Consider the following 25,621-nt stretch of genomic DNA (forward strand, 5'->3'; position numbering starts at 1 on the left):
AGCTAGTGCCGGCAGATGCAAAAAAGAGCGGCCCGGTTGCCCGGCCGCTCTTTGGCGTGGCTAGTCCGCTTCTGGTAAGAAGCGGCCCACGTGGCCCGAGCACCCGGCCGTGCCGGGTATCGGGCCAGTTGCGGAAACGTTACACCGCGTCGGAGAGGCTCGTGAACGTGAAGTCGCGAATCTTGAGCGGCGGCACCAGGTTGCCGGCTAGCCGCACCGGGCGGCCGATGGCTTCCAGGTTGTTGAGCATGATAATCGGGCTCTCGTTGAAGCGGAAGTTCTTGACCGGAAACTTGATGGCCCCGTTTTCGATGTAAAACGTGCCGTCGCGCGTCAGGCCGGTGTAGAGCAGCGTTTGCGGGTCCACGGGGCGGATGTACCACAGGCGCGTGACCAGGATGCCCTTGGCCGTGCTCTTGATGAGGTCGGCGGTGCTCTGCGTACCGCCCGTCATGATGAAGCCGCCGGGGCTGGGCAGGTCCGGGATACCCGATTTCTGCGCCCAGTAGCGGGAGCTGTACAGGTTTTTTACCACGCCCTTCTCAATCCAGGTGGTGCGCTGCTGCGGGCGGCCGTCGCCCGAGAACGTGAGGTCGGGCACCTCGGCGTTGGTGGGGTCCGAATAAATCGTTACGCGCTCATCGAAGAGCTTTTCGCCCTTGCGGTTGCCGCCGCCCTTCTTGCTCAAAAAGCTGCGCCCCTCGTCGGCCGAACGGGCATCGAACGAGCGCATCAGCGCCCCGAGCAGCGAGGCATCGGAGTTCGATACCAGCGCATTCGGCTCCAGAATCACGGTGTATTTGCCCGGCTCAATGGCCTTGGCACCCACCGACGACGAAGCCTTGCTGGCGGCTACCGCCGTGAGGCGCGCCGCGTCGAAGTTCTTGATGTCGGTAAAATCGGTAGCCGCGTAGCCCGAGCCCAGCCCGTCGGGCGTGCGCACGGTGATGCTGAAATCGAGGTTGGTCGTGCGCTGGTAGGCCTCCAAACCCTTCGAGTTGCGCTTGGCCACGAAACCCGCCTGGTCATTCAGAAAGCCGGCCGACGACAGCTTCTTCTGGTCGCAGTACTGCATGCTGGCCGCCATCTGGCTGGCCCGGTAGTCGGGGGTGATGCCCGCCGTGCTGGCCGCAAACGACTGGGGCGACGACAGATACGTCTGCGGCCCCAGCAGCGGCATGTACTCGGGGCTCTCGGGGGCTAGCCGGGCTATTTCTTCGGCCCGCTGTACGCAGCGGCGCAGCGTGGCGTCGTCGAACTGGTTGCAGGTGGCGGTGCCCGAGCGTTTGCCGAAGTACGAGGTCACGGCCAAGGACACGTTATCCACGGCGCCGGCCGTGCTGATGGAGTTGCGCGCCGAGCGCACGTTGCCTTCGAGGCTGCCGTTGAGCGTCGCGTCGCACTCGTCGGCGGTGCTGAAGTCGATGACCTTCTTGAGAATGTCTTGGGCTTCGGTTTGGGAAAGAATTGCCATTTTAGTAAATGAATTTCAGCTAATTAACCGATTTTGCGGGCCGTATTAATCACGTTCACGCCGTTGAAGCGCGAGGTGGCCGAGCCGTGGCTCACGGCCGAGCTTTGCGAGGGCTGGCCCTTGCCGTCGTTGAAGAAGCCCGCAAAGCGGTAGTCGCTCTGGTCGCACGAGCCCTGGCAGGCTCCCCAAAACTCCAGCGTGTTGGTCTGGTAGGCCACGTCTTCGAGCATTTCGGTGATTTTACCCTTCTCGATGGCGTAGAACACCTGGCCGCCAAACTGCGAGTTATAGCGCTGCTGGTCAATCGAGAACGAGCCGTTGCCGGCAATGTAGATGCCCTTGTCCACGCCGCTCACCAGCTCATCCACGCTGCGCTTGGTAGCGCTGGGCTTGAGGCTGATGTTGGCCATGCGCTGAAACTGCACATCGCGCCACGACTGCGAGTAGCAGCAGCCATCCGAGGCATTCTGGCCCACGATGCCCGCCTGGTCGCGGATTTTCTGATAATCAATGAGCTTGCCCTGGTCGATGATGGTCCATTCCTTGGTTTTCACGCCCTCGTCGTCGTAGCCCACCGCCCCGAGCGAGTTGCGCTGGAGCTTGTCGGCCACGATGGTCACATTTTTTGAGCCGTAGGGAATACCCTTCTTGCGCCACTCCAGGGTGGCGAAGCTGGTGCCGGCAAAGTTGGCCTCGTAGCCCAGCACGCGGTCGAGCTCGGTGGGGTGGCCCACACTCTCATGGATGGTGAGGCCCAGGTGGTGGGGGTCCAAGATGAGGTCGTACTTGCCCGGCACCACGCTCTTGCAGGTTATTTTCTGCTTGGTTTGCTTGGCGGCGCGGGTGGCGTCTTCCAGGATGTCGTAGCTGTTTTTGTAGCCGATTACGTCCGAGCCAGTAGGCCCGGCCACCTTATCGGCCGCCTTGGGCGTGAGGTACTCGTAGCCCATGCCCATGGGCGAGCTCAGGCTCTGGCGCGAGCGGAATTTGCCGCTGGCCCGGTCTACCACAGTCACCCCGAAGGTGGGGTAGATGCGGTGAATATCCTGGTCGATATACGAGCCATCGGTGCTGGCAAAGTACTTCTGCTCATTTACTTGAAACAGCGCCGAGTTCACGAACGAGGCGCCGTTGTCGGTAGCCGCCGCGTTGGCCGCCAGCAACAAATCGGCCTTCTCCTTAATGGGCACCTCGAAGGCATTTTTCTCAATCGGCGTTTTCCAGGCCACGTCGCCGTAGCCCTTTTGGGGGGCTAGCTTCACGGGCTCCTTCTGCACCTTCGAGTTGGCTTTGGCAATGGCGACCGCGTACTGGGCCGTTTTGGCGATGCCCGCGTCGGTCATGTTGTTGGTCGAGGCAAAGCCCCAGGTGCCGTTGGCAATCACCCGGATGCCCACGCCCAGGCTCTCGATGTTGGCAATGCCCTGCACCTGCTTTTCGCGGGTGAAAATGCTCTGGTTGAGCGTGCGCTGAATGCGGATGTCGGCGTAAGTGGCGCCGGCGGCCTTGGCCGCGTTCAGGGCCACATCGGCCAGGCGCTTTTTGGCGGCCACGTCAAGGCCGGGCTCCAGCAGCTGCGCCGGGTCCACAAGGTTGCCGGCCAGGCTCGGAAAGCTAGGAAGCCACAGGGCGCCGGCGGCAAGGCCGGTGAGAGTGGTAAAATCGCGTCTGTTCAAGGGAGGAGGCTGGTAAAGATTTGAGAGATAACAAGAAATGACGTTGAAAAATCGTCTGCCATTGCGAGCGCTGCGCTCGCAATGGCAGACGTTAGGAAAAGGGGCTAGCCAAGCTTGCGGCCCGTATTAATGACGTTCACCGCATTAAAGCGCGAGGTGGCCGAGCCGTGGCTCACGGCCGACACCTGCGAGGGCTGGCCCTTGCCGTCGAAGAACGAGCCGAACAGGCGGTAGTCGCTCTGGTCGCACACGGCCGCGCACGAGTTCCAGAATTCCTGGGTATTGGCCTGGTAGGCTACATCGTCGAGCATGCCGGCGATTTTGCCCTTCTCGATGGCGTAGAATACCTGCCCGCCAAACTGGAAGTTATAGCGCTGCTGGTCAATGGAGTAAGAGCCCCGCCCGGCGATGTAGATGCCCTTGTCGACCTTGCTTATCAGGTCATCCACGCTCATTTTGGCGGTGCCGGGGCGCAGGCTCACGTTGGGCATGCGCTGAAACTGCACCGTGCCCCACGAGTCGGCGTAGCAGCAGCCGTCCGATTCCTTCTGGCCCACGATGTGCGCCTGGTCGCGAATCTTCTCGTAGTCAATGAGTTTTCCCTGGTCGATGAGCGTCCACTCCTTGGTTTTCACGCCCTCGTCGTCGTAGCCCACCGCCCCTAGCGAGCCGGGTTGCAGCTTATCGGCCACGATGGTCACGTTCTTCGAGCCGTAGGGAATATTTTTCTTGCGCCACTCCAGGGTGGCAAACGAGGTGCCCGCGTAGTTGGCCTCGTAGCCCAGCACGCGGTCGAGCTCCAAAGGGTGGCCGATGCTTTCGTGGATGGTGAGCCCCAGGTGGTTAGGGTCGAGCACGAGGTCGTACTTGCCGGCCAGCACCGAGGTGGCCGTGAGCTTGGCCTTGGCCTGGCGGGCGGCCAGGGCCGCGTCTTCCAGGATGTCGTAGCTGTTGCGGTAGCCCACCAGGCCGGTGCCGCTGGGGCCGGCCACCTTATCGGCGGCCTGGGGCGAAAGGTACTCATACCCTAGCCCCATGGGCGAGCTCAGCGCGTCGCGGGTTTTAAACTTGCCGCTGGCCCGGTCGATGGCCGTAACCGAAAACGTGGGCCAGATGCGGTGCACATCCTGGTCGATATACGAGCCATCGGTGCTGGCAAAATACTTCTGCTCGTTTATCTGAAAGAGGCTGGAATTGACGAAGTTGGCGCCGTTGGCCTGCGCCGCGGCGTTGGCGGCCAGCAGCAGCTCGGCCTTTTGCGCCACGGGCACCTCGAAGGCGTTTTGCTTGATGGGCGTTTTCCAGCTTACCTCGCCGTAGCCTTTTTGCGGAGCCAGGTTCACGGGCTCCTTCTGGGTTTTGGCGTTGGCTTTGGCCATGGCCACGGCCAGCTTGGCGGCCTGGGCCAGCCCGGCGTCGCTCACGTTGTTGGTGGCCGCGAAGCCCCAGCTGCCGCTGGCAATCACGCGCACGCCGGCCCCGAAGCTTTCGCCGCTGGCAATGTTCTGCACCTGCTTTTCGCGGGTGAAAATGCTCTGGTTGAGGTAGCGGCCAATGCGCACGTCGGCGTAGGTGGCACCGGCACTCTTGGCCGCGTTCAGGGCCACGTCGGCCAGGCGCTTTTTCTGGGTCACATCGAGGCCGGGCTCCAGCAGCCGGGCGGGGTCTACGAGGGTGCCGCCTAGGCCGGGAAAGTTGGGCAGCAGCAGGGCGCCGGTGGCCAGGCCAGTAAGGCCCACAAAGTCACGTCGTTTCAAGGCAGAAAAAAATTAGCGGCCGCTAGGCCCAAACCGGCTGGCAAGATGCAGCTTTTTCACGAAAAAGACATACCCGCCGGCCGGGCGTTGCAGCCTGGCCTAGCCTTTTTTTCGAATAAGTTAAAAAAGCGCTTTGCCAAGGGGAATAGCCCGCGCGTGGCGCCGGGTTGGATATCGGCCGCCGGGCGCTATATTTCTTGCCCGCTCTCCTTTGCCCACCCGAGTACCTTGGTTTATATGAACATACGTCAACTCCTGGCATTAGCCACGCTGAGCTTTTTGGCGATGAGTAATAGTTGCAAAAAAGAAGACGTGGTGCCCTGCAACGCCTCGGCCGACGTGACCCTGACGCCGCTAGCCAGCCTCAAGGCCAGCATCAGCGAGCCGGTGCCCTACGTGGGCCAGACCAACGAGTACGTCATCAACTCGGCCGCCGAGTATCATGACTTGTTCGGGAGTCGCAAGCTGCCGCCCGTTGATTTTACTACTCACACCCTGCTGGCCGGCAAAACCCGCACTGCCAGCAGCTACCACCTGCTAGCCCAGCAGGTGGTGCAAACCTGTGCCGGCTATACCTACGCCGTGCAGCTAGCCCCCGATGCAGCACCCAAGCCGGCCAGCGTGGTGTATTACGTTTTGATTCCAAAGCTGCCAGATACGGCCAAGGTGAAATTCGACGTGCAACTGCTCGCCACTAGCAGCGATGAGGTTTCGACGCTGGTCGGGACGAAATAAAAGGCTGGCCGATGCTAAGCCGTGCGGTCAGGCAAGCCGAGCTTCGCCCTACTTGCCTACTTGCCCCAGCAATTCCTTTACCGCCGCGTCGAGCTGGGTATCGTGGGGGGTGTAGCTCTCGCCGATGGGGCGCGTCACGGGAATATCGACCGGGCGCGGGTTCATTTCCATCACCTGGCCGTCGCGGGTGGCGCGGATGGTGCTGGTGGGCAGGCGCAGGCTGGAGCCGTCGAGTAGGCTGGTGCCCGAGGTGAAAATAATCCAGCCGCCGGTGGGTTCGCCCACTATCTTGCCCAGGTGGCTAGCCCGGTAGCCCTCGCTAAAGTCCTCGGCATCAGAGAGCGAGTGCTGGTTGGTGACGAGCACTGTGGGCACTTCCAGGCTGCGCTGGCCGAGGGCCGAGCGGGCCGGCACCGGCGCGGCCATGCCCCGGCTCATCATGCTGAGGTAGCTGCGGCGGGCCAGCACGTCGATGGCGTACACGTTCACGAAACCGCCGTTGTTGTTGCGCACATCCACCACCACGCCGTCGCGGGTCATGTTTTCGGCGTCGAGGTCCACGTAGAGCTGGGCCAGCGAGGCGGCGCTCATGTCAAACATGTGCACGTAGCCTAGCCGGCCGCCGCTGGCCTGGGCCACGTAGGCGCGGCGCTCCTCCACCCACTGCCGGTAGTCGAGGCCCTTCTCGGTGTCGCGGCTCAGGGGCCGCACGACTACCTCGCGCTCCTTGCCATCGGCCGACACGCGGAGTGTGGTGCGGCGGCCCACCTTGTATTGCAGCAGCTCGTCGAGGTTGGTGCTGCCATTCAGCGGGCGGCCGTCTACGGCCAGCAGCACGTCGCCGGGCTTGAGGCCGGCCAGCGCGGCGGCCCCCAGCGGCAGCACGGTGGTGAGGCGCAGGCGGCCGTTTTGCTCGTACTCGGCCGGGTCGAAGCGCACCCCTAGCCGGCCGGTAGCCGGGGCCACGGTGCCGGTGGCGGCCGGGGCCGGGCCCATGCCCGAGTGCGAGGCGTTGAGCTCGCCAATCATCAGGTTCACCAGGCGGCGTACCTCGTCGGGGGTGCGGGCGCCAGCTACATAGGGCGCAAATTTTTCGCGCTGGGCGGGCCAGTCAGTGCCGTTGAAGGTGGGGTCGTTGAAGAAGTCGCGCAGGTAGCTCCAGGCCTCGTCAAAGACCACCAGCTTCTCCTGTTCAAAGTCCACGTCCAGCTCGGCGGCCACGGCCACCGGGTGGGCGGCGGGGCCTTTGCCCACCTCCACCGGCACCACCTGAATGCGGCCCTGGTCGAGGTAATACACTTCCTTGCTATCGGGCGAAAACTGGGCCTCGCGCTTGGGGCCGGGCGTGGCGGTGAGCTGCCGGGCCGTGGGCGCATCCTTGCTCAGCTCATCGAGCGGGTAGATGTAGAGGTTGGTCTGGTTCGATACCGTAGCCGTGAGCAGCAGCCACTTACCATCGGGGCTGATGCGCTGGCTGCGCACATCCACGCCCACCGGCACCAGGCTCAGGCGCCGCCTGATGTCGTCGAAGTTGATGTTGACCGGCGGCTTGGCGGGCGTGGGCAGGCTAGCCGTAGCCGCGCCGTTTTTGCTCCTGGCTTTTTTGCCCGCGGCCGGATTTTTGGCGCGGGCCGAGTCGGCGGTGGCCACGGGCAGCGGCGCGGGGCTAGCCGGCCTGGCCGGCGGCTGGGGCGGGCTCTGGTTCTTATCGGGCGAAGCCGGCCCCGGCACGGCTTCCTTGAACAAGTCGCGGAACTGGTCTTCGCGGAAGCGCGGCGTGCGCAGCTGCAAGTCGATGCGCGCCACCTGGGCATCTTCGGTGCGCTGGCCGGTGTCGAAAAGCAAGTACTTGCCATCGGGGCTCCACGAGAGCGAGTTGCTGTTGGAGTTGGCCAAAAAGCTCACGGCCCGCGCCGCGCCGCCCGCCGTGGGCACCACCTGCACGTTGGTGAAACCCCGGGCCCCGGCCGGCGAAAAAGCCAGCCAGCGCCCATCGGGCGACCATACAAACGAGCGCTCGGCCGCCAGCGGCGGCCGGCCAAAGCGCCCGGTGCCGGCCACGCGCTCCTGCTTGGTGGCCAGGTCCAGGATGCGCAGCTCCTTGGCATCGCGCTCGAAGGCCAGCAGCTTGCCATCGGGCGAGAAGCGCGGCTGGGCATCGCTGAGCGGCGAGTTGGTGAGGCGGGTTTCCTGGCCGGTGGCGAAGGTGTAGCTGTAGAGGTGCCTGGCGCCGTCGCGGGCCGAGGCGTAGATGAGCCGGCGGCTGTCGGGCGCCCAGGTCAGGTCGCTTTCGGCGGGCACGGTGCTGGTGAGGCGGGTAGCGTCGCCGCCATCGGCGGCCGAGGCGGCGAATACCTCGCCGTGCACGACAAAGGCCACCTTCTTGCCATCGGGCGAGAGGGCCAGCTCCTGCAAGCGGTCGGTGAAGCGCTGGCGCTCCACGGTGGGGCTAGCCGGCGCGCCGCGCCGCACAATGCGCACGGGCTGCGCCTGGCCGTTTTCGGTATTCAAAGTCCAGATGCCGAAGTCGCGCTCAAACACGATGAGCCGGCCATCGGCCGAAGCGCTGGGCCACAGCACGCGGCCATCTTTGAAATTGGTGACCTGTTGGGGCGCGGCCTTGGTCAGGCCGGTTGTCCAGATGTTTTCCGCCCCGCCCTGGTCGCTGGTGTAAAACAGCTTTTGGCCGCCCGGCCCCACATGGGCCACAGCGCCTTGGCGCCGCCGCTGGTGAGGCCAGTGTAGCCAGGCCCGGTTTTGCCTTCCTGCCGCAGCCAGATTTCGGACTCATCCAGGTGGCTGTGGCCGTGGCGCCACCACTGGCCCGAGGCCACGCCGCGCGCGGCAAAGGCCAGCGTGCGGCCATCGGGGCTGGGGGCGGCGAAGAATTCGTTGGCGTAGCGGTCGGCCGATACGGCAGTGGGCGTGCCGCCACCCACCGGCACGCGGTAGATATCATTCATGCCGGAGATGTCGCGGCTGGTGCTCGAATAGTAGAGGTATTTGCCGTCGGCGCTCCACCCATCGAGCTGGTCGAGGCCGTCGTCGAAGGTCAGGCGCCTCACCTCGCCCGAGGCGAAATTCAAAAGATAAATATCGCCGTTGCCGGTGCGGGTCGAAATGAAAGCCAGCGACTTACCATCGGGCGCGTACAGCGGGCGGCTTTCGGTGGCGGGGTGGGCGATGAGCAGGCGCGCCTCGCCGCCAGCCACGGGCACCGTCCACACGTCGCCGCCCGAGACGAAGGCAATTTCCTGGCGGTCGGGCGATACGGCGGGCTCCGAAAAATAGGGCAGTGCGGCGGGCGGCGCGGCTAGCCCCGGCAGGACTACCAGCAGCGGCAGGGCCAGTGAGCAGTAAAATTTCAGCAAAGCGAAGCGGGTGAAGGGTGCGGCAATAAACTAGCCGATGCAAAGTAGGTCGGGCGGCGCCTAGTGTTGCACGGCCAACCCCGCCACTACTGGCCCCGTTGCCAAAAGCACCCGCCGGCGAAGTCAGCGGGCGCTTTTGGCAACGGGGCCGGTAGCCTGCACCTTATACCAACCCTGAAGTTACTGTAAGTAACTAAATGCGAGTGGGTAGGCTAGGTTCGGTGCCGGGCGCGCAGTCTCTTCAGGCCCAGGGCAACGCCGCCGGCCAGCAGCGAGGCTCTGCCATCGAGGGGCACGGCGGTGGGGTCGGCCTGCGGGGTGGGGTCGGTGGTGGTGGGCGAGCCGCTTTGGGCGAGCGCGGCGCCCACCGGGGCGAGGAATAGCAGCAGGCCCAGGTGACGGATACTAGTCGTCATAAAGTTGGTTAGGCTAAGAAGCTGTTTAAGCTAATCGAGCAATTCGGCGAATAGTAGCCACGTACAGCCACGCGTTGGCGTGGGCAATTTTGCGCTCATAATCTTTGGCTAAACGCCGGTTATTGCCAGCCCAGGCAATGCTGCGTTCGACCACCCAGCGTTTAGCGTGGATGAAAAAGCGACCTTTCCGCGCCAAGACGCCCGTGGGCACTTGGGCCTGGATACCGCACTGGGCCAGCTGCTGGTAAAAGCGCCGGCCAAAGCCGCCATCGACAAATACGGTGCGCACTTGGTCGAGCAGCTCGTTGGGCAGGGACAGCGCATCCCAGACCTTGGCGGCGGTGGTCCCTTTATGACAATTGGCAGCCACTACGCAGCTAGCCAGTAAATTACCTAGCGTGTCCACCAGGAAAAAGCGTTTGCGCCCCTTGATGCGTTTACCTGCGTCGTAACCCATGCGGGCCGTACTGGTAGCCGTGTTTTTCACGCTTTGGCTGTCGAGGATAGCTGCCGTGGGTTGCGCGTTTTTTTGCGCGCTCCCGCGCGGCAATGCTCAAGCAGCCACTTATCCGCTCCCAGGTGCCAGCAGCGCTCCATTTCGTAAAGTAGTGGTAGACTGTCCCCCACGGCGGCAGGCCGGCGGGCACATCTGGCCAGGCACAGCCGTTCCTAAGCACGCAGAAAATGCCGTTCACAATAGATTAGCGCGGCCACTTACTGGTGCGCTACACAATAAAAAGCGGCGCGATACGCTGCCATTGGCGCTCAGTTAGGGCTGATTTATAACGCTTTTACTGCATCCAGCAAGCCTACTAACTTAAACAGTTTCCAAGAAGCGGAGTCGTTTTTCATGCAGAACCTCGGGATGAAAAATAAAGTGAAGTAATAATGAATTATATTTAAAGTGCAAAAATAAGTTTGATTGGTGCAGCTATCTGTTATCTTACTATTTGTAACTCAAAACCTTTGTGCCCGCCAGGCGCTGGAATAAGCGAAAGCCCCGCAACTACTAGGCTGCCGCCACCCGGATAAGTAGTAGGCTAGCCTACTACTTATTTAGAAATTGGCCTTACATTTAGCACCTCAATCTTCCCCACCTAATTTTTGCATTTTATGCAAGTCAAATCTATATTCCTCGCGGGCGGGGCGCTGCTGGCGGCCACGTCGGGGGCCCTGGCCAGCGGCTTCCAGGTTGGCCTCACCGGCGCCAAGAACGTGGGCATGGGCGGCACGGGTACCGGCCTCTACCTCGACCAGGCTGCGCAGTTTTTCAATCCGGGCGCCTTTGCCTTTGCGCCGACCGGCTTTCAGATAGGGGGCAACCTGGCAATTCCGCGCATCGCGTTCCGGCCCACCGATGCCGACCAGGGGCAGCGGGCTTTGCAGAATACCAACGTATTCCCTTTTAGCGGCTTTATCGGCTTCGGGCCCAAAGAAGGCAAGTGGCGCCTGGGCGTGGGCGTGTACACGCCCTTCGGCAGCGAACTGCACTACCAGCAGGGCTGGGAAGGCCGCTATGCCCTCACCGACATCAACCTGCGCTCGATAATGGCCCAGGCTACGGCGGCCTACGCCATTACCCCGCAGCTAAGCGTGGGCGTGGGCATTACCTCGCTCGTGTATGGCGACGTGGATTTGCAGCGCGACATTCCGGTGCAGGCCCAGGGCAGCACCAGCCCCGCGCACGCGCAGCTCACGGGCAAGGCCGACCACAAGGTGGGCTACAACCTGGGCGTGCTGTTCAAGCCTTCGGATAAGCTGAGCGTGGGCCTTAGCTACCGCTCGGCCGTGGACGCCCACGTGGGCAGCGGCGATATTACGCTGACCGGCATTCCGGCCTCGGCGGCCGGCAGCTTCACGGCCAAGAATTTCGACGTGACCCTGCCGCTGCCCGACGTGTACAGCTTCGGCATCGGGGTGCACCCTAGCGACCAGCTCTTGCTGGCCTTCGACGCCAACCTCGTGGGCTGGAGCCGCTACCAGTCGCTGAGCTTCGCGTACTCCGGCGGCGTGCTGGGCGGGGCCACTTCGTCGTCGTCGAAGCGCCAGTACCAGGATGCGCTGGCCTTTCGCCTGGGCGCCCAGTACAAGGTGACGGATGCCTTCACGGTGCGGGCCGGTACGTTCTATGACTTTTCGGCCGTGCGCGACGGTTTCGTGACGCCCGAAACGCCCGACGCCGACCGCCTGGGCCTCACGGCCGGGGTTAGCTACGAGTTTGCCCAGCGCTTCGGCATCGATGCCTCGTTCCTGTTTGAAGACTTCATGAAGCGCAGCCAGAGTCAGGACGACCTCCTTAGCAACGGCACCACCGACCGCGTGGCCGGCACCTACAAGACCACCATCGCCGTGCCCGGCGTGCAGCTGTACGTGAAGTTCTAACTCCGTCTTTTCTCCTACCCAATGACTCCGTTATTTTCAACTGCTAAGCTGACCCGCCCGGCCCTTGCGCTGCTGGGCCTCGGCCTCGGGGTGGCCGGCTGCCAGCCCAACCTCGACGCGGCCAACCCCGCGCCTTCGGCCAATGGCCTCGACTTTACGAGCTACGTAGCCGTGGGCAACTCGCTCACCTCGGGCTACACCGATGGCGGCCTCTACAACGAAGGGCAGGCTAATTCTTATCCGGCCATTCTGGCCCAGCAGTTTGCCAAAACCGGCAAAGGCCCGGCCAGCTTCGTGCAGCCGGCTTTTTCGAGCGCCAAAAAGGATGGTTCGGGCTATATCAAGCTGCAGGTAGTAAACGGCGCCCTGGCGCCGGTGCAGCCCACGGCGGCCAACAACTACCTGGGTGAGCAGCTGGCCGTGACGGGTGCTACGCTGCCCGGCGGCCCGCAGCTGGAGGCCTATTCGGGCAACCAGCCCGACAACCTGGGCGTGCCTGGCATTTCGGTGCTTAGCAGCGTGTCGGCCCTCACGGGTGGGCTAGCCCCCTACGGCCTCATTAACCCCTTCTATGAGCGTCTGCTGACGGCGGCCGAGAAACCGACCAAAGACTACGTGACGTACATCGGCCAGAAGTCGCCGACCTTCTTCACCTGCTGGATGGGCAACAACGACGTGCTGGCCTATGCCACGGCCGGCGGGGTAGTGTCGCCGCTCAATCCCTTCGGCGGCCTCACCGATACCACGCGCTTTGGCGTTGGCTACCGCGCTATCTTGAATACCATCTCGAAGGGCGGCACGGTGAAAGGGGCCGTGGCCAATATCCCGAACGTGACCAGCGTGCCGTACTTCAATACCGTGACCGTGGCAGCGGTAGTAGCGGCCTACCAGGCGGCGGGTATCCCCATTACGACTATTTATGTGCAGGCTCTCAACGCGGCCGGCACTGCCACCGCGGCCCGTGCCGCTACCTCGGCCGACCTGCTGACGCTGACGGCCCAGCCGTACATTGCCGCGCACCCTGGCGTTGGCACCACCCCTGCCAATGCCCTGCCCAGCGACTACGTGCTCGACCCGGTAGAGGCGGCCAACGTAACGGCGCGCACCACCCAGCTGAACGCCATCATTGCCAAAACGGCCCTGCGCTTCAAGGTGCCCGTGCTAGACGCCAACGCGTTCCTGACTCGGCTGGCTACCAGCGGCATTGCAACTAACGCTGTGAACAACACCGCCACGTTTGCCAGCGGCAACCTATTTGGCCTCGATGGTGTGCACCCCACGCCCCGCGGCTACGCCGTCATTGCCAACGAGTGGATTCGGGTTATCAATGCCTACTACGGCTCGACCATCCCCAGCGTAGACCCCAACAGCTACCGCGGCGTACTGCTGCCCTAGCCACACCCTGGTTGCCAAATTGCTAAAAGCGCCTTCCCCGCCGGGAAGGCGCTTTTTTTGGCCTAGCCGTTGTATCTTCGCTGTTGCTGCTATCCAGAAAGACCGAGGGACCAGGCCCGATGACGTCTTGGCAACCTACCCCGAGTAGGTGCCAACTCCTGTTCGGCCAAGCACTTGGGCCGAAGAAGATATCAGCCGGAACCTGCGCTGCCCGGCGCGGCTTTCTTTCTGGATAGGCGCTTTTTGCTCCCGATTTTGCTTCCAGAAGATATGTCCGCCGCCCCCGCGCTAGCCCCTGCCGTCGCCACCGACTCCGCTTATACGTCGCCCCTGCCTACCTTACTGCGCCAGCGCCTGCTGGTGCTCGACGGCGCCATGGGCACCATGATTCAGCGCTACCCGCTGGAAGAGGCCGACTTTAGAGGCACCCGCTTTGCCGACCACCCGCGTCCGCTGCGCGGCAACAACGACCTGCTGAGCCTTACGCGGCCCGATATTATCCGGGCCATTCACGCCGAATATTTCGCGGCCGGGGCCGACATGGTCGAAACCAATACCTTCAGCGGCACCACCATCGCGCAGGCCGACTACGCCCTGGAGCACGTGGTGTATGAGCTTAACTACGAGTCGGCCAGGCTGGCCCGTGAGGTGGCCGACGAGTTTACGGCCCGGAATCCGGCGCAGCCGCGCTTCGTGGCCGGGGCCATCGGGCCCACCAACCGCACGGCCTCGCTCTCGCCCGACGTCAACCGCCCCGGCTTTCGGGCCGTGACCTTCGATGAGCTAGCCACCGCCTACCTCGAGCAAACCCGCGGCCTCGTGGACGGCGGCGTCGATGCCCTGCTCATCGAAACCATCTTCGATACCCTCAATGCCAAGGCCGCCCTCTTCGCGGTGCAGCAGTTTTTCAACGAAGGCGGCCGCGTGGTGCCCGTCATGATTTCGGGCACCATCACCGACGCCTCGGGCCGCACCCTGAGCGGCCAGACGGTGGAGGCATTCTGGCACAGCATCAAGCATTTGCCCTTGCTGAGTGTGGGCCTCAACTGCGCGCTCGGGGCCGACCAGCTGCGCACCTACGTGCGCGAGCTGGCTAGGCTCGCCGACGTGCCCGTGTCGGCCTACCCCAACGCCGGCCTGCCCAACGCCTTCGGCGGCTACGACGAGAGCGCCCAGGAATTTGCGGCCCTGGTCGAGGATTACCTCAAGGAGGGCCTGCTAAACGTAGTGGGCGGCTGCTGCGGCACCACGCCCCAGCACATTGCCGAGCTCAAGAAGCTGGCCGACAGCTACGGCCCGCGCGCAGTGCACGCTGCGCAGCTGCATCCGCTAGCCCCTCGGCTCAACTGGTTGATGATGAGCAGGCCTCGGTTTCGTCGCTAGCCCTGAGCGGTAACGGCGAGCGCCTGGCCAAGGGCACCACGCACCTCGCTGGTCTGGAGCCGTTTAACATCACGCCCGAAAGCCTGTTCGTCAACATTGGCGAGCGCTGCAACGTGACGGGCTCGCGCGCCTTCGCTAGGCTCATTCGCTCGGGCGACTACGAGGCGGCGCTGGCCGTAGCCCGCGCCCAGGCCGAAAACGGCGCGCAGGTGCTCGACATCAACATGGACGAGGGCATGCTCGACTCGGAGGCCGTGATGACCACCTTCCTGCACCTCATCGCCTCGGAGCCCGACATTGCGCGCCTGCCGATAATGATTGACTCGTCGAAGTGGACGGTGCTGGAGGCGGGCCTCAAGTGCGTGCAGGGCAAGAGCATCGTCAACTCGATTTCGCTGAAGGAAGGCGAGGAGCGCTTCCGCCACCACGCCCGGCTGGTGCGCCAGTACGGCGCCGCCGTGGTAGTAATGGCCTTCGACGAAGACGGCCAGGCCGATAGCTACGAGCGGCGCATTGCCATCTGCCAGCGCTCGTATGATATTCTGGTTAAAGAAGTTGGCTTTCCCGCCGAGGACATCATCTTCGACCCCAACATCCTCACCGTGGGCACCGGCCTGGAGGAGCACCGCAACTACGCGCTCGACTTCATTGCGGCCGTGAAGTGGATAAAGGAACACCTGCCCGGCTGCCGCACCAGCGGCGGCGTCAGCAACATCTCGTTCTCCTTCCGCGGCAACGACGTGGTGCGTGAGGCCATGCACGCGGCCTTCCTCTACCACGCCATCCGGGCCGGCCTCGACATGGGCATCGTGAACGCCGGCCAGCTGGCGGTGTACGACGAAATTCCGAAGGATTTGCTCAAACTCTGTGAGGACGTGCTGCTTAACCGCCGCGCCGATGCCACCGAGCGCCTCGTGGACTTTGCCGAAACGGTGAAGCAAAAGGGCAAGGTCGAAGTAGTGGCCGACGCCTGGCGCAGCCTGCCGGTGGCCGAGCGCCTGCAACACGCGCTGGTGCGTGGCATCACCGAGTTTATCGACCAGGATACCGAAGAAGTGCGCCAGCAAGTCGGCCGCCCGCTCGACGTGATTGAAGGCCCGCTGATGGCCGGCATGAACGTAGTAGGCGACCTCTTCGGCGCCGGCAAAATGTTCCTGCCCCAGGTAGTGAAGTCGGCTAGGGTGATGAAGAAGGCCGTGGCCTACTTGCAGCCCTTCCTCGAAGCCGAAAAGGCCGGCGCGGCCCGCCAAACGGCCGGTAAAATACTGCTGGCCACCGTGAAAGGCGACGTGCACGACATCGGCAAGAACATCGTGGGCGTGGTGCTGGCCTGCAATAATTTCGAGATTGTGGACCTCGGCGTGATGGTGCCGCTGGAGCGCATTCTGGACGAGGCTCAGAAGCAGGGCGCCGACATTATCGGCCTCAGCGGCCTCATCACGCCCTCGCTCGATGAGATGGTGTACGTGGCCCGCGAGATGGAAAAGCGCAAGCTGCAAGTGCCACTGCTCATTGGTGGGGCTACTACTTCGCGCCTGCACACGGCCGTAAAAATCGCCCCGGCTTACTCAGGGTCAGCAGTTTACGTGAACGATGCCTCGCGCTCGGTAGGCGTGGCCGCTAGCCTGCTTGGCACGGGCAAGGCTACTTACACCGCTACCATCGCCGCCGAGTACGCGGCCCTGCGCGATGACCACGCCAGCCGCCAGCGCGATAAAAACTACCTCAGCATCGACGCCGCCCGCGCCAATGGCTACCACGCCGACTGGGAAACCACGCCCATTACCAAACCCAGTTTCCTGGGCACGCAGGTGCTGGATAACTACCCGCTCGACGAGCTGGCGCGCTATATCGACTGGACGCCCTTCTTCCACACCTGGGAGCTGAAGGGCCGGTATCCGCGCATCTTGGAAGACGACAACCTGGGTGAAGCCGCCCGCCGTCTCTTCGAAGATGCGCAGCGGATGCTGGCCGAAGTCATTGCTGATAAAAGCCTCACCGCTAGGGCCGTGCTGGGCTTCTGGCCAGCTAATACCAAGGACCACGATACCATCGAAATCTACGAGGATGATACCCGTCAGCACGTGCGCGACGAGTTTTTTACGCTGCGCCAGCAGGGCGAAAAAGGCCCCGGCGTACCCAACGTGGCCTTTTCGGACTACCTCGCGCCCAAGGAAACCGGCCGCCAAGACTACCTCGGTGGCTTCGCCGTGACGGCCGGGCTAGGCATCGAAAAACTCATTAAAAAGTACGAGGCCGACCACGACGATTACTCGAGCATCATGATAAAGGCGCTGGCCGACCGCCTGGCCGAGGCCTTCGCCGAGCGCCTGCACCAGCGCGTGCGCGAGGAGTTCTGGGGTTACGCGCCCAACGAAAACCTCAGCGGCGAGGAGTTGATTAAGGAGGAATACCGGGGCATTCGGCCCGCGCCCGGCTACCCCGGCTGCCCCGACCACACCGAAAAAATCACGCTCTTCCGCTTGCTCGATGCCGAGCGGCAAACCGGCATCACGCTCACCGAAAACCTGGCCATGTACCCCACTGCCGCCGTGAGCGGGCTTTATTATGCGCACCCGGCCGCTAAGTACTTCGGCCTGGGTAAGATAGGCCGCGACCAGGTGGCCGACATTGCCGAGCGCAAGCACATGCCGCTGGCCGAGCTGGAGCGCTGGCTGATGCCGAATTTGAACTACGACCCGGCGTAGCCCCACCCCAGTTCCTCTCCCGCGGGGGAGAAACTCTAGTGCTAATTTACAGTTTTTTAGCTTGAAAACCTGCCTAAAAATCGTCCGGCTTCCCTCCCCCAAGGGGAGGAGTTGGGGGTGGGGCTGCATACAATGAAAGTAACCGAACACCTGCGCCGCGCCGAGGGCAAAACGCTTTTCTCCTTCGAGGTGCTGCCGCCCCGCAAGGGCGAAAATATCCACAGCCTGTTTTCGAATATCGAGCCGCTGATGGAATTCAAGCCGCCGTTTATCGACGTCACCTACCACCGCGAGGAGTTTGTGCTGCGCGAGCGGCCCGGCGGCCTCTTGCAGCGCAAGGCCGTGCGCAAGCGGCCGGGCACGGTGGGCATCTGCGCGGCCATCAAAAACCGCTTCGACGTAGACACGGTGCCGCACCTCATTTGCGGCGGCTTTGCCAGGGAGGAAACCGAGAATGCGCTGATTGACTTGCACTTCCTGGGCATCGACAATGTGCTGGCCCTGCGCGGCGACCCCATCAAGAGCGAAGGCCATTTCCAGCCGCACCCCGACGGCCACACCTACGCCTGCGACCTCATCGGCCAGATTGACTCGCTCAACCACGGCCGCTACCACGACCACGACGAGCAGTACCAGCCCGAGGGGTCTGAGCCCGTGCTGTGTACCGACTTCTGCATTGGTACCGCCGGCTATCCCGAAAAGCACTTCGAGGCGCCCAACCACGGCTCGGACATCCGCTTCCTGAAGCAGAAAATCGACCGGGGCGCCGATTATATCGTGACCCAGATGTTCTTCGACAACGAGGAGTTTTTCAAATTTGAGAAGCGCTGCCGCGATGCGGGCATCACCGTGCCCATTATCCCCGGCCTCAAGCCCTTGACTACCAAAGCGCAAATCACGGCGCTGCCCCGGGCCTTCTTCCTCAGCATTCCGGAGGCCCTGGCCGAGGCCATTCACCAGGCCAAAGACAATGCCGCCGCCCGTGAAGTCGGCATCGAGTGGTGCCTTAACCAAAGCCGCGAGCTCATGGCCCACGGCGTGCCCTGCCTGCACTACTATTCGATGGGTAAGGCCGAAGCCATCCGCCGCGTGGCGGCCGGGTTGTTTTAAGTGCTGTAAAAAGGCGGGGATGTGCGAAATATGAAAGCTAGACTACTTGGTAATTTCGCAATTTTTATACCCCCGCATTTTCGCCTCCTGCCTACTTAAACTTGCCTTCCGGGTCGGGCATTTTGGCCATCAGCTCGCTCAAAAATTGAAAGTCGAGGCTGGTGAGGCTGAGACTCTGGCCCTTGCGCACGGCCTGCCAGGCTTCGGCGTATTTCTCCTGGTAATACAGGATGCGCGCCTGGGCTTGCCAGGCATTGGCATTGGTGCTGTCGGCCAGCAGGGCGCGCTGGGCGTAGTCGCTGGCCTGCTGCAACTCTTTCTTTTTCTTGCCTTCTTCGTAGCGGGCTAGGGCCGTGTTGGCGGCATCGGTGAGCAGTAGCCCATTGGTGGGAGCTACGGCCAGGCCCTGCAGCACCAGCGCCTGAATGGCCTCGGGCGAGGCATCGGGGCGGCGGCTCAGCAGCACGGCTAGCCCCCGGTAAGGCTCGGGGTTTTTGGGGTCGAGCGCCCAGGCTAAATTAAAGCGCACGACGGCCGTATCGGGCTGGTTTTCTTGCAGATACTCAAAGCCCTTGGTGCTGAAAAACTTGCTGGCCTCGGGCCGCGAGGGAAAACTGCGGTCCACATCGGCCAGCACGCTAGCCCCGACGGCCTGTTGTGCCTGCGCCGCCGTGAGGCCTCCAAACAGCGGCTGCAAGCGCTGTGGGCCGCTAGGGGGTGGGGTAGACTTGCTGTCCTTTTTACCCTTTTGGGCGTGGGCGGGCAGGCCAAGCGCTGCGCCTAGCAGAAAAACAAAAGCCCCGCGCCGCAGGCAGGGAGTGAGCCAAAAAAACACGCGGAGAAAAAATTAGAAAGCCTGACGCAAAAGAATAGCCCCAATTCGAATGGGCAAAAATACACCTGGCTCCGGTTGAAATACCGGGGCAGCAAGTTTTTGACCAACCTGGGGCTAGCGGCCCCTACCAGAGGCGGGTATCGGTGATGCCGGCGGGCAGCGGGGCCACGTTGCCGAGGCCCAGCACGCACCAGCCGGCTTCCACGCCAAAAGCGCCGCCCGGCATTACGTAGCTCACCCAGCGCAGCAGCGTTTGGCCGCTGTAAGTACTCGTATCGGGGTCGTATTCTCGAATTAGGAGCGCATCGCCGACCTGAAAATCAGAGTCGTTTTCGCGCACGTCGAAAGGCTTGGTGCCGGCGGCTACGGCCGTAAAGCAGGGCGTCCAGAGCTGTAGCTCGTGGGTGCGGGTGCGGGCCGTGGTGATAGTCGAAACGGGGGAGGCAGTGTAGTGTTGCATAAGGATAGCTGGCCGCTAAGGCGGGCCGAATTAATGTAATCTACGTAGAAAAAACGGTAGCCGCCATTATCGTGCCGTTAAAGAAAAAGCGCTGGCATTAAAGCCGGACAACGACCAGGTTACTAACTACCTCTGTATGAAGTCTGTTTTTCGCTGGCTGGCTTTGCCGCCGCTCGGCCTGCTGCTGGCTGCCGCATCCGTGCTATGCACCAATGAATGGGCCGTGGCCCAGGCTAGCCGCCGCATAGCCGACGTGCCCTACGTGGCCGCCGCGGCCCCCGATTTTGACGCCAGGCGGCACTTGCTCGACATCTACCAGCCCACCGCTAAGGCCGCCGCGCCGCGCCCGGTGGTGCTCTTCATCCACGGGGGCAGCTGGAACAGCGGCAGCAAAGACGACATTCTGTATAAAGCCATCGGCCGGCGGCTGGCCAAAAATGGCTTCGTGGGCGTGGTAATTAGCTACCGGCTGGCGCCGCAGGTGCTGGTGCCCCAGCAGGCCGACGACTGCGCCCGCGCCCTGGCCTGGACGGTGGCGCACATCACCGAGTACGGCGGCGACCCTAGCCGCCTCGTGCTCCTGGGCCACTCGGCGGGCGGCGGGCTAGCCGCGCTGCTGGCTACCGGCTCCGACACGCTGCTGGCCAGGCACGGCCTGCCCGCCCGCGCCGTGCACGCCGTGCTGCTCGACGACCCGGCCGGCCTCGATATGCTCGACTACCTCACCAAAATGCAGTATCCCGGCGACGAGAAATACCTCGTGCCGTTTAGCAAAGACCCGGCGGTGTGGCGGCAGGCCTCGGCGCTCTACCACGTGCGGGCTAGCGCGCCACCTATGAGCATCTACATTGGCGGCGATACCTACCCAAGCATCAAAGGCAGCAGCGAAAAGTTTCGGGAGCGGCTCACGGCGCTGGGCGAGGCGCCCAAGTACACGATTTTACCCGGCAAAAAGCACGTGGGCATGGTCACGCAGCTGTTTTTCGCTGGTAATACGCTGTATACTGAGTTGAAGCGGCTGGCGAAGTAGCGCGCCGTTGCGCTAGGCAGCGGTGCCGTAAATGCTGTGAGCGGAAATTTTGTTAGAGTAAGTAGCTGATAATGAAGAATTACTGAAAGTAATGCCGGATGCGTAATGTTAAGTTTTGCATTGTTACTAAAATGTGATGCAAGCATAACATAAATGTTACGGTAATTTTACGGCGAAAATCCAGGGATGCGCCCTGGGTAAATAAAAAAGCCGTATATGAAACACTATCTACTCTGGCTGCTGGGCTTTGTGCTTTTCACTGGTAGCTATCAGGTTAAGGCGCAAGGCGTTACGACCTCTGCCGTGAAGGGTCTGGTGCTCGATGCCAAGGGGCAGCCGCTGCCCGGTGCTACCGTAATTGCCACCCACCTGCCCTCGGGCACTACCTACGGCACGGCTACCCGCGACAATGGGCAGTTTGACCTGCTGAACATGCGCATCGGGGGGCCTTATGAGGTGAAGGTGTCATTTGTGGGCTACGAAACCGAAGTCCAGAATAATATTCAGCTCACGCTGGGCAAGACCTACGAAATGCGGCTGACGCTGACCGAGGGCAGCGGCCAAAAACTCGATGAAGTGGTAGTGAAAGGCAACCGCGACAGCCAGATTAACCCCGACCGCACCGGCGCCGTGACCAATATCGGCTCGACGGCCATCCGCACGCTGCCTACCATCTCGCGCTCGCAGGAAGACTTTACCCGCCTCACGCCGCAAGCCAGCGGCCAGAGCTTTGGCGGGCGCAATACGCTGTATAACAACTTTTCGCTCGACGGCTCCATCTTCAACAATTCGTTTGGCCTCGACTCGCCCACGCCCGGCGGCCAGACCAACTCGCAGCCGGTAAGCCTGGATGCCATCGACCAGATTCAGGTGAGCCTGGCGCCCTACGACGTGCGCCAGGGGGGCTTCACTGGCGCCGGCATCAATGCCGTGACCAAGAGCGGTACCAACGACTTTAAGGGAACGGTATACACGTACTATCGCAACCAGAGCCTGATTGGCAAGAACGTGGAGGGGGCTACCATCGACAACCCTAGCCTGAAATTCAACCAAACGGGCTTTGCCCTGGGTGGCCCGATTATCAAGAACAAGCTGTTTTTCTTTGCCAATGCCGAGCTGACCCGCCAGACCGACCCCGGCCAGACCTACCGGCCCGCCACCAGCGCCGCCGAGGCCCAGCAGGCCCTCAATGGCCAGCTCAACGGCGTGAGCCGGGTGCTGCAATCGGACCTGGACCTGATTCGGCAGCGCCTGACGTCGGTGTACAACTACGACCCCGGCACTTACCAGGGCTTCAACTACCACACGTACTCGGATAAGATTCTGGCCAAGATTGACTGGAACATCAGCCCTGGCAATACCTTCTCGATTCGCTACAACTACCTCAAAAGCTACCGCGAGCAGGGGCCGCACCCCATTGCCATCGCGCCGTCGTCGCGGGTGCCCGGCGTCAACACGCTGCAGTTTTCGAACTCGGGCTACACTATCAACAACAACCTGAACTCGGTAGTGGCCGAACTCAACAGCACCTTCGGGGGTGGCAAGTTCAGCAATAAGGCCCAGGCGGGCTTCTCGGCCTTCCGCGACTTTCGCGCGCTACCTAGACCCACCTTCTTCCCGATGATTGACATCACCCAGGGCGGCACCACCTACACCAGCGTGGGTACCGAGCAGTTTTCGGCCAATAATATCCTTAACCAGAACATTATACAGCTTACCGACAACCTGAGCTACTTTGCCGGCAAGCACATTGTGACGGCCGGGGCCAACTACGAGCACTTTAATTTCACGAACGGCTTTAACCTGCAGCGCTACGGCTACTACCGGCTGGAGCTGAGTGACTTTCTGGCCGATACCCAGCCCGGCAAGCCTGGCTACCTTGACTTCAATGCCACGGCTGCGGCCGGCGCGGCCAAGCCCGTGCAGCAAGTAGATGTGAACGTGGCGCAGCTGGGCGTGTATCTGCAGGACGAATACCAGGCTAGCCAAGCCCTGAAACTGACGCTGGGCGTGCGCGCCGATATGCCCTTCTACGGTACCAGCGTCGCCCCAAACCCACAGATTTCGGCCGCTACGTTCCACGATGCCAACGGCAACCCGGTGAAGCTCGACGTGTCGCAGCTGCCAAGCTCGACGCCGCTGTTTTCGCCCCGCCTGGGCTTCAACTACACTTCGCAGGGCGACGGGGCCAAAACCCAGGTGCGCGGCGGCACTGGCATTTTTACCGGCCGCATTCCGTTCGTGTGGATTAGCAACCAGGCTTCCAACGCCAGCTTCGGCAACGGGTACACGTTCCAGATTAATACCACGGGCCGCGATTTCAGGTTTCCGCAGGTGTGGCGCACCAACCTGGCCGTGGACCAGCTGCTGCCCGGCGGCATCGTGGGAACGATTGAGGCTATTTATACGAAGGATATCAACGCCGTGCTCCACCAGAACTACAACCTGGTAACGCCGACCCAGACGCTGGCCGGCGCCGATAACCGCCAGATTTACCCGGCTAGCGGCCCGCGCCTCAATTCTTTCAACGGCCCCGATGGCAACTTTACTTTCCTCGACGCCGGGGTTATTGGCCTCACCAACACGAGCCAGGGCTACCAGTACTCGCTTACCGGCCAGCTGCGCAAGGAGTTTACCAACGGCTTCTACCTCACCGGGGCCTACACTTACGCCCAGGCCAAGGACGTGACTTCAAACCCCGGCGAGATTGCCGGCGACGCCTTTCAGCGCCTCCCGGTGGTGGGCAATCCCAATAAGCCTTCGTTGGCTTACAGCGACTTTGGCTTGCAGCACCGCTTCATCGCGGCCGGTGGCCGGCGCTTTGCCTACGCTAACGACCACATGGCCACTACCCTCGGCTTCTTCTTCGAGGCTGGCCAGGGCAACCGCTTCAGCTACACCTACGCCGGCGACCTAAACCGCGACAATATCGACGGTAATGACCTGATTTTTATCCCCAAAACTCAGGACCAGATTAATCTGGTGGCCTATACCAACGCCGCTGGCCAAACGGTTTCGGCCGCCCAGCAGTGGCAGCAGCTCGATGCCTACATCGGCCAGGATAAGTACCTGAGCCAGCACCGCGGCGAGTACTCGGCGCGCAACGGGGCCATCTCGCCCTGGTACACCCAGCTCGATGCCAAGCTGCTGCAGGACTTCTCCGTAAAAACGGCTGGCGGCAAGCGCAATACGCTCCAGCTCAGCCTCGACATCCTGAACCTGGGCAACCTGCTGAACCGTAGCTGGGGCAACCGCCAGCTCGTGGGCAATAACCGCCTCATCGACGTGGCCGGCTTCACCAGCGATACGCCATCCTTCACCTTCCGGGGCGGCAGCCAGACTTTCTACATCGACCCCAGCCTGGCTAGCCGTTGGCGCGCCCAAGTGGGCGTGCGCTATATCTTCGACTAGCGCCGCCGGGCAGTGACAATGCAAAAGCTCCGACCAGCCGGTCGGAGCTTTTTTGTGGGCAAAAGCCGCTGGTGGCGTGGTGGGGCCGCGCAAAGCAGGGCAAGAGGATTTTGGTTTGTGCGGCCGCCGGCGCCGTTGCAAGCTTACCCGGCCGCCTGGCCGCAACCGCCCTCCCGGCAGTACTTTTACATCCGTTGAGTGCAGTGCGGAGAGCTGTTCCCGGGTGGCTTCCGGGGGCTGCTCAGCAGACGCCGGGCTGGCGTGGCGAGCTTAGAGCAGAAGGTTTCCAGTTGTAAAAGAGGCGCGGAGCCAGGTGCTGTAATATTCAGCCGCCGCGCTTATTTTTTGATTGATGCAGACGTATTCTTACTTGCTAAAAAAACAGAAAACTGTTTAAGCTTATGACCAGATTATATAAAAAGCTTTCGGCTAAGAAATTAAAATTTGGTCATGTATGCGAGGTTGGGGTTTACGTGCCCGAAACATCTAACGTCTTGGATTTCATAAATGACAACGTAAAGACTACGCTGGTAGAAGCCGACCCGGAAATAGCTGCGCAAATCAAGCAGGCCTTTGCTTCAAAAAATGTTATTGTGCATGCCGTAGCCGTCTGGCACACCACTGGGTTTCTAAAGCTTTCCAAAGCGGCTTCTTCGACTTTCGCTACCGACCTGCCTACCAGCCCGGCGCTGGAAAATGACCGGTACCATATTAGCAACACTACTACATTTGAGGTGCCTTGCGTGCAGTTTTCGACTATTGACGACGGCACCATTGAGTTACTTAGTATAGATATTGAAGGAGCCGAGTGGTATGTGTTGAAATACCTGCAAAGCCAACCGCAAGTCCTTTCTATTGAGACGCACGGAAAATACTACACAAATCCTTTTTTGCCGGAGATAACTTCTTGGCTGAAAGAGCATAATTACGTTAGCTGGTATAAAGATGGCAGCGACAGCGTATATATAAAGAACGGCCTTTTTCCCGTTAGCCTCCTTGATAAGCTGGCAACCAGGCAAGTGGAATTGTTAATTGGCTGGAAGAAATTCAAGCGCATCTTTAAGCAAAGTAGGTAGATATAATTTCGATAGCTTTTCAGACTGGTAACTAAATACTACATACATACTTGTTGGTGGTTACTAGAGTTAATTATTTTCTTCCAAGCTGCGTGCAGTCTATATTTCCTGAATGTGGAGTTTCTTTTCTGAAGCTAGGGTACGCCAGCTTAGTGTAGGCTGGAGTATAGTTATTATTGTTGGAATTTTTCTGGCTTTTGCAATAAGAATACTGCCTAGTATTGGGGTTGCCGGATTGTTTTTAACGAGTGTAGGCTACGGCATCAGCCACCGGCGTATTGCCCGACGGGCCCAGTGGCCCGAGCTATTGAGCTTTACGCTTATTTATCTGCTACACGTTGTTACGGGATTGATTAACAGTAGTTTGCTGCAGCCGATTCTGTGGCAAGACCTCTTATTGCA

17 protein-coding genes, 1 pseudogene and 1 riboswitch are annotated in these 25,621 nt (G+C 61.6%); of the genes and pseudogenes, 8 read left to right on the top strand and 10 right to left on the bottom strand.

The window, feature by feature from the left end; genetic code table 11:
• Positions 1-139: 139 nt before the first annotated feature.
• The 3 genes from GKZ68_RS18690 to GKZ68_RS18700 form a co-directional block, all read right to left on the bottom strand.
• Positions 140-1,474, bottom strand: coding sequence for a TldD/PmbA family protein (locus GKZ68_RS18690; RefSeq protein WP_173117462.1), 1,335 nt, complete (start codon positions 1,472-1,474; stop codon positions 140-142).
• A gap of 23 nt (positions 1,475-1,497) precedes the next feature.
• Entirely contained in the window at positions 1,498-3,150 is a 1,653-nt protein-coding gene (locus tag GKZ68_RS18695; protein ID WP_173117464.1) for a TldD/PmbA family protein, read from the bottom strand.
• 104 nt (positions 3,151-3,254) lie between these two features.
• Positions 3,255-4,907 (bottom strand): TldD/PmbA family protein, encoded by a 1,653-nt coding sequence (locus tag GKZ68_RS18700; RefSeq protein WP_173117466.1) that lies wholly within the window; start codon positions 4,905-4,907, stop codon positions 3,255-3,257.
• A gap of 237 nt (positions 4,908-5,144) precedes the next feature.
• Between GKZ68_RS18700 and GKZ68_RS18705 the strand changes: the two genes are divergently transcribed.
• Positions 5,145-5,642: a hypothetical protein gene (locus GKZ68_RS18705; protein ID WP_173117468.1), complete on the top strand. Its 498-nt coding sequence runs from the start codon at positions 5,145-5,147 to the stop codon at positions 5,640-5,642.
• A gap of 48 nt (positions 5,643-5,690) precedes the next feature.
• Here GKZ68_RS18705 and GKZ68_RS18710 read toward each other — a convergent pair whose 3' ends face one another.
• The 5 genes from GKZ68_RS18710 to GKZ68_RS22805 form a co-directional block, all read right to left on the bottom strand.
• The gene (locus GKZ68_RS18710; RefSeq protein WP_217275276.1) at positions 5,691-8,351 is read right to left on the bottom strand and encodes an LpqB family beta-propeller domain-containing protein; all 2,661 of its coding nucleotides are present in this window, start codon (positions 8,349-8,351) and stop codon (positions 5,691-5,693) included.
• Positions 8,267-9,013, bottom strand: coding sequence for a hypothetical protein (locus GKZ68_RS21770; protein WP_217275277.1), 747 nt, complete (start codon positions 9,011-9,013; stop codon positions 8,267-8,269). Before GKZ68_RS21770 ends, GKZ68_RS18710 begins: the two co-directional genes overlap by 85 nt.
• Positions 9,014-9,225: 212 nt before the next feature.
• Positions 9,226-9,429: a hypothetical protein gene (locus GKZ68_RS18715; RefSeq protein ID WP_173109594.1), complete on the bottom strand. Its 204-nt coding sequence runs from the start codon at positions 9,427-9,429 to the stop codon at positions 9,226-9,228.
• A gap of 25 nt (positions 9,430-9,454) precedes the next feature.
• Complete coding sequence (locus GKZ68_RS18720; RefSeq protein ID WP_302051998.1) at positions 9,455-9,979, bottom strand: transposase; 525 nt, start codon at positions 9,977-9,979, stop codon at positions 9,455-9,457.
• On the bottom strand, positions 9,867-10,124 hold the full coding sequence (locus GKZ68_RS22805; RefSeq protein WP_173117472.1) for a transposase: 258 nt from the start codon (positions 10,122-10,124) through the stop codon (positions 9,867-9,869). The genes GKZ68_RS18720 and GKZ68_RS22805 overlap by 113 nt, the downstream gene beginning before the upstream one ends.
• 418 nt (positions 10,125-10,542) lie before the next feature.
• On the opposite strand from GKZ68_RS22805, the gene GKZ68_RS18730 reads away from it, so the two are divergent.
• The 4 genes and pseudogenes from GKZ68_RS18730 (at position 10,543) to metF (ending at position 18,407) form a co-directional block, all read left to right on the top strand.
• Positions 10,543-11,811, top strand: coding sequence for an OmpP1/FadL family transporter (locus tag GKZ68_RS18730; RefSeq protein WP_173117474.1), 1,269 nt, complete (start codon positions 10,543-10,545; stop codon positions 11,809-11,811).
• 21 nt (positions 11,812-11,832) lie between these two features.
• Positions 11,833-13,206 carry an SGNH/GDSL hydrolase family protein gene (locus GKZ68_RS18735; protein WP_173117476.1) on the top strand — a complete coding sequence of 458 codons (1,374 nt, stop codon included), beginning with the start codon at positions 11,833-11,835 and terminating at the stop codon, positions 13,204-13,206.
• A gap of 86 nt (positions 13,207-13,292) precedes the next feature.
• Positions 13,293-13,401, top strand: a riboswitch (SAM riboswitch).
• 180 nt (positions 13,402-13,581) lie between these two features.
• Positions 13,582-17,297: pseudogene (gene metH / locus GKZ68_RS18745) on the top strand (methionine synthase).
• A gap of 132 nt (positions 17,298-17,429) precedes the next feature.
• Positions 17,430-18,407 (top strand): methylenetetrahydrofolate reductase [NAD(P)H], encoded by a 978-nt coding sequence (metF, locus tag GKZ68_RS18750; protein ID WP_173117480.1) that lies wholly within the window; start codon positions 17,430-17,432, stop codon positions 18,405-18,407.
• A 91-nt stretch (positions 18,408-18,498) separates the two neighbouring features.
• Here the strand turns inward: metF and GKZ68_RS18755 are convergent, their stop codons facing one another.
• Positions 18,499-19,242 (bottom strand): lipopolysaccharide assembly protein LapB, encoded by a 744-nt coding sequence (locus GKZ68_RS18755; RefSeq protein ID WP_173117482.1) that lies wholly within the window; start codon positions 19,240-19,242, stop codon positions 18,499-18,501.
• 124 nt (positions 19,243-19,366) lie between these two features.
• On the bottom strand, positions 19,367-19,702 hold the full coding sequence (locus GKZ68_RS18760) for an ASCH/PUA domain-containing protein (protein ID WP_173117484.1): 336 nt from the start codon (positions 19,700-19,702) through the stop codon (positions 19,367-19,369).
• 136 nt (positions 19,703-19,838) lie between these two features.
• On the opposite strand from GKZ68_RS18760, the gene GKZ68_RS18765 reads away from it, so the two are divergent.
• The 3 genes from GKZ68_RS18765 to GKZ68_RS18775 all read left to right on the top strand — a co-directional run bounded on the left by GKZ68_RS18765 (position 19,839) and on the right by GKZ68_RS18775 (position 25,219).
• The gene (locus tag GKZ68_RS18765) at positions 19,839-20,732 is read left to right on the top strand and encodes an alpha/beta hydrolase (RefSeq protein ID WP_173117486.1); all 894 of its coding nucleotides are present in this window, start codon (positions 19,839-19,841) and stop codon (positions 20,730-20,732) included.
• A gap of 216 nt (positions 20,733-20,948) precedes the next feature.
• On the top strand, positions 20,949-24,143 hold the full coding sequence (locus GKZ68_RS18770) for a carboxypeptidase regulatory-like domain-containing protein (RefSeq protein WP_173117488.1): 3,195 nt from the start codon (positions 20,949-20,951) through the stop codon (positions 24,141-24,143).
• Between the two features lie 401 nt (positions 24,144-24,544).
• The gene (locus tag GKZ68_RS18775; RefSeq protein WP_173117490.1) at positions 24,545-25,219 is read left to right on the top strand and encodes an FkbM family methyltransferase; all 675 of its coding nucleotides are present in this window, start codon (positions 24,545-24,547) and stop codon (positions 25,217-25,219) included.
• Positions 25,220-25,621 lie beyond the last annotated feature (402 nt).

The sequence above is a fragment of the Hymenobacter sp. BRD128 genome (assembly GCF_013256625.1).
Lineage (GTDB): Bacteria > Bacteroidota > Bacteroidia > Cytophagales > Hymenobacteraceae > Hymenobacter.

Bases quoted from the DNA above. Each gene is read 5' to 3' on its own strand.
- GKZ68_RS18690 (WP_173117462.1), bottom strand. From the start codon at position 1,474: ATGGCAATTCTTTCCCAAACCGAAGCCCAAGACATTCTCAAGAAGGTC.
- GKZ68_RS18705 (WP_173117468.1), top strand. From the start codon at position 5,145: ATGAACATACGTCAACTCCTGGCATTAGCCACGCTGAGCTTTTTGGCG.
- GKZ68_RS18715 (WP_173109594.1), bottom strand. From the start codon at position 9,429: ATGACGACTAGTATCCGTCACCTGGGCCTGCTGCTATTCCTCGCCCCG.
- GKZ68_RS18730 (WP_173117474.1), top strand. From the start codon at position 10,543: ATGCAAGTCAAATCTATATTCCTCGCGGGCGGGGCGCTGCTGGCGGCC.
- GKZ68_RS18735 (WP_173117476.1), top strand. From the start codon at position 11,833: ATGACTCCGTTATTTTCAACTGCTAAGCTGACCCGCCCGGCCCTTGCG.
- metF (WP_173117480.1), top strand. From the start codon at position 17,430: ATGAAAGTAACCGAACACCTGCGCCGCGCCGAGGGCAAAACGCTTTTC.
- GKZ68_RS18760 (WP_173117484.1), bottom strand. From the start codon at position 19,702: ATGCAACACTACACTGCCTCCCCCGTTTCGACTATCACCACGGCCCGC.
- GKZ68_RS18765 (WP_173117486.1), top strand. From the start codon at position 19,839: ATGAAGTCTGTTTTTCGCTGGCTGGCTTTGCCGCCGCTCGGCCTGCTG.
- GKZ68_RS18770 (WP_173117488.1), top strand. From the start codon at position 20,949: ATGAAACACTATCTACTCTGGCTGCTGGGCTTTGTGCTTTTCACTGGT.
- GKZ68_RS18775 (WP_173117490.1), top strand. From the start codon at position 24,545: ATGACCAGATTATATAAAAAGCTTTCGGCTAAGAAATTAAAATTTGGT.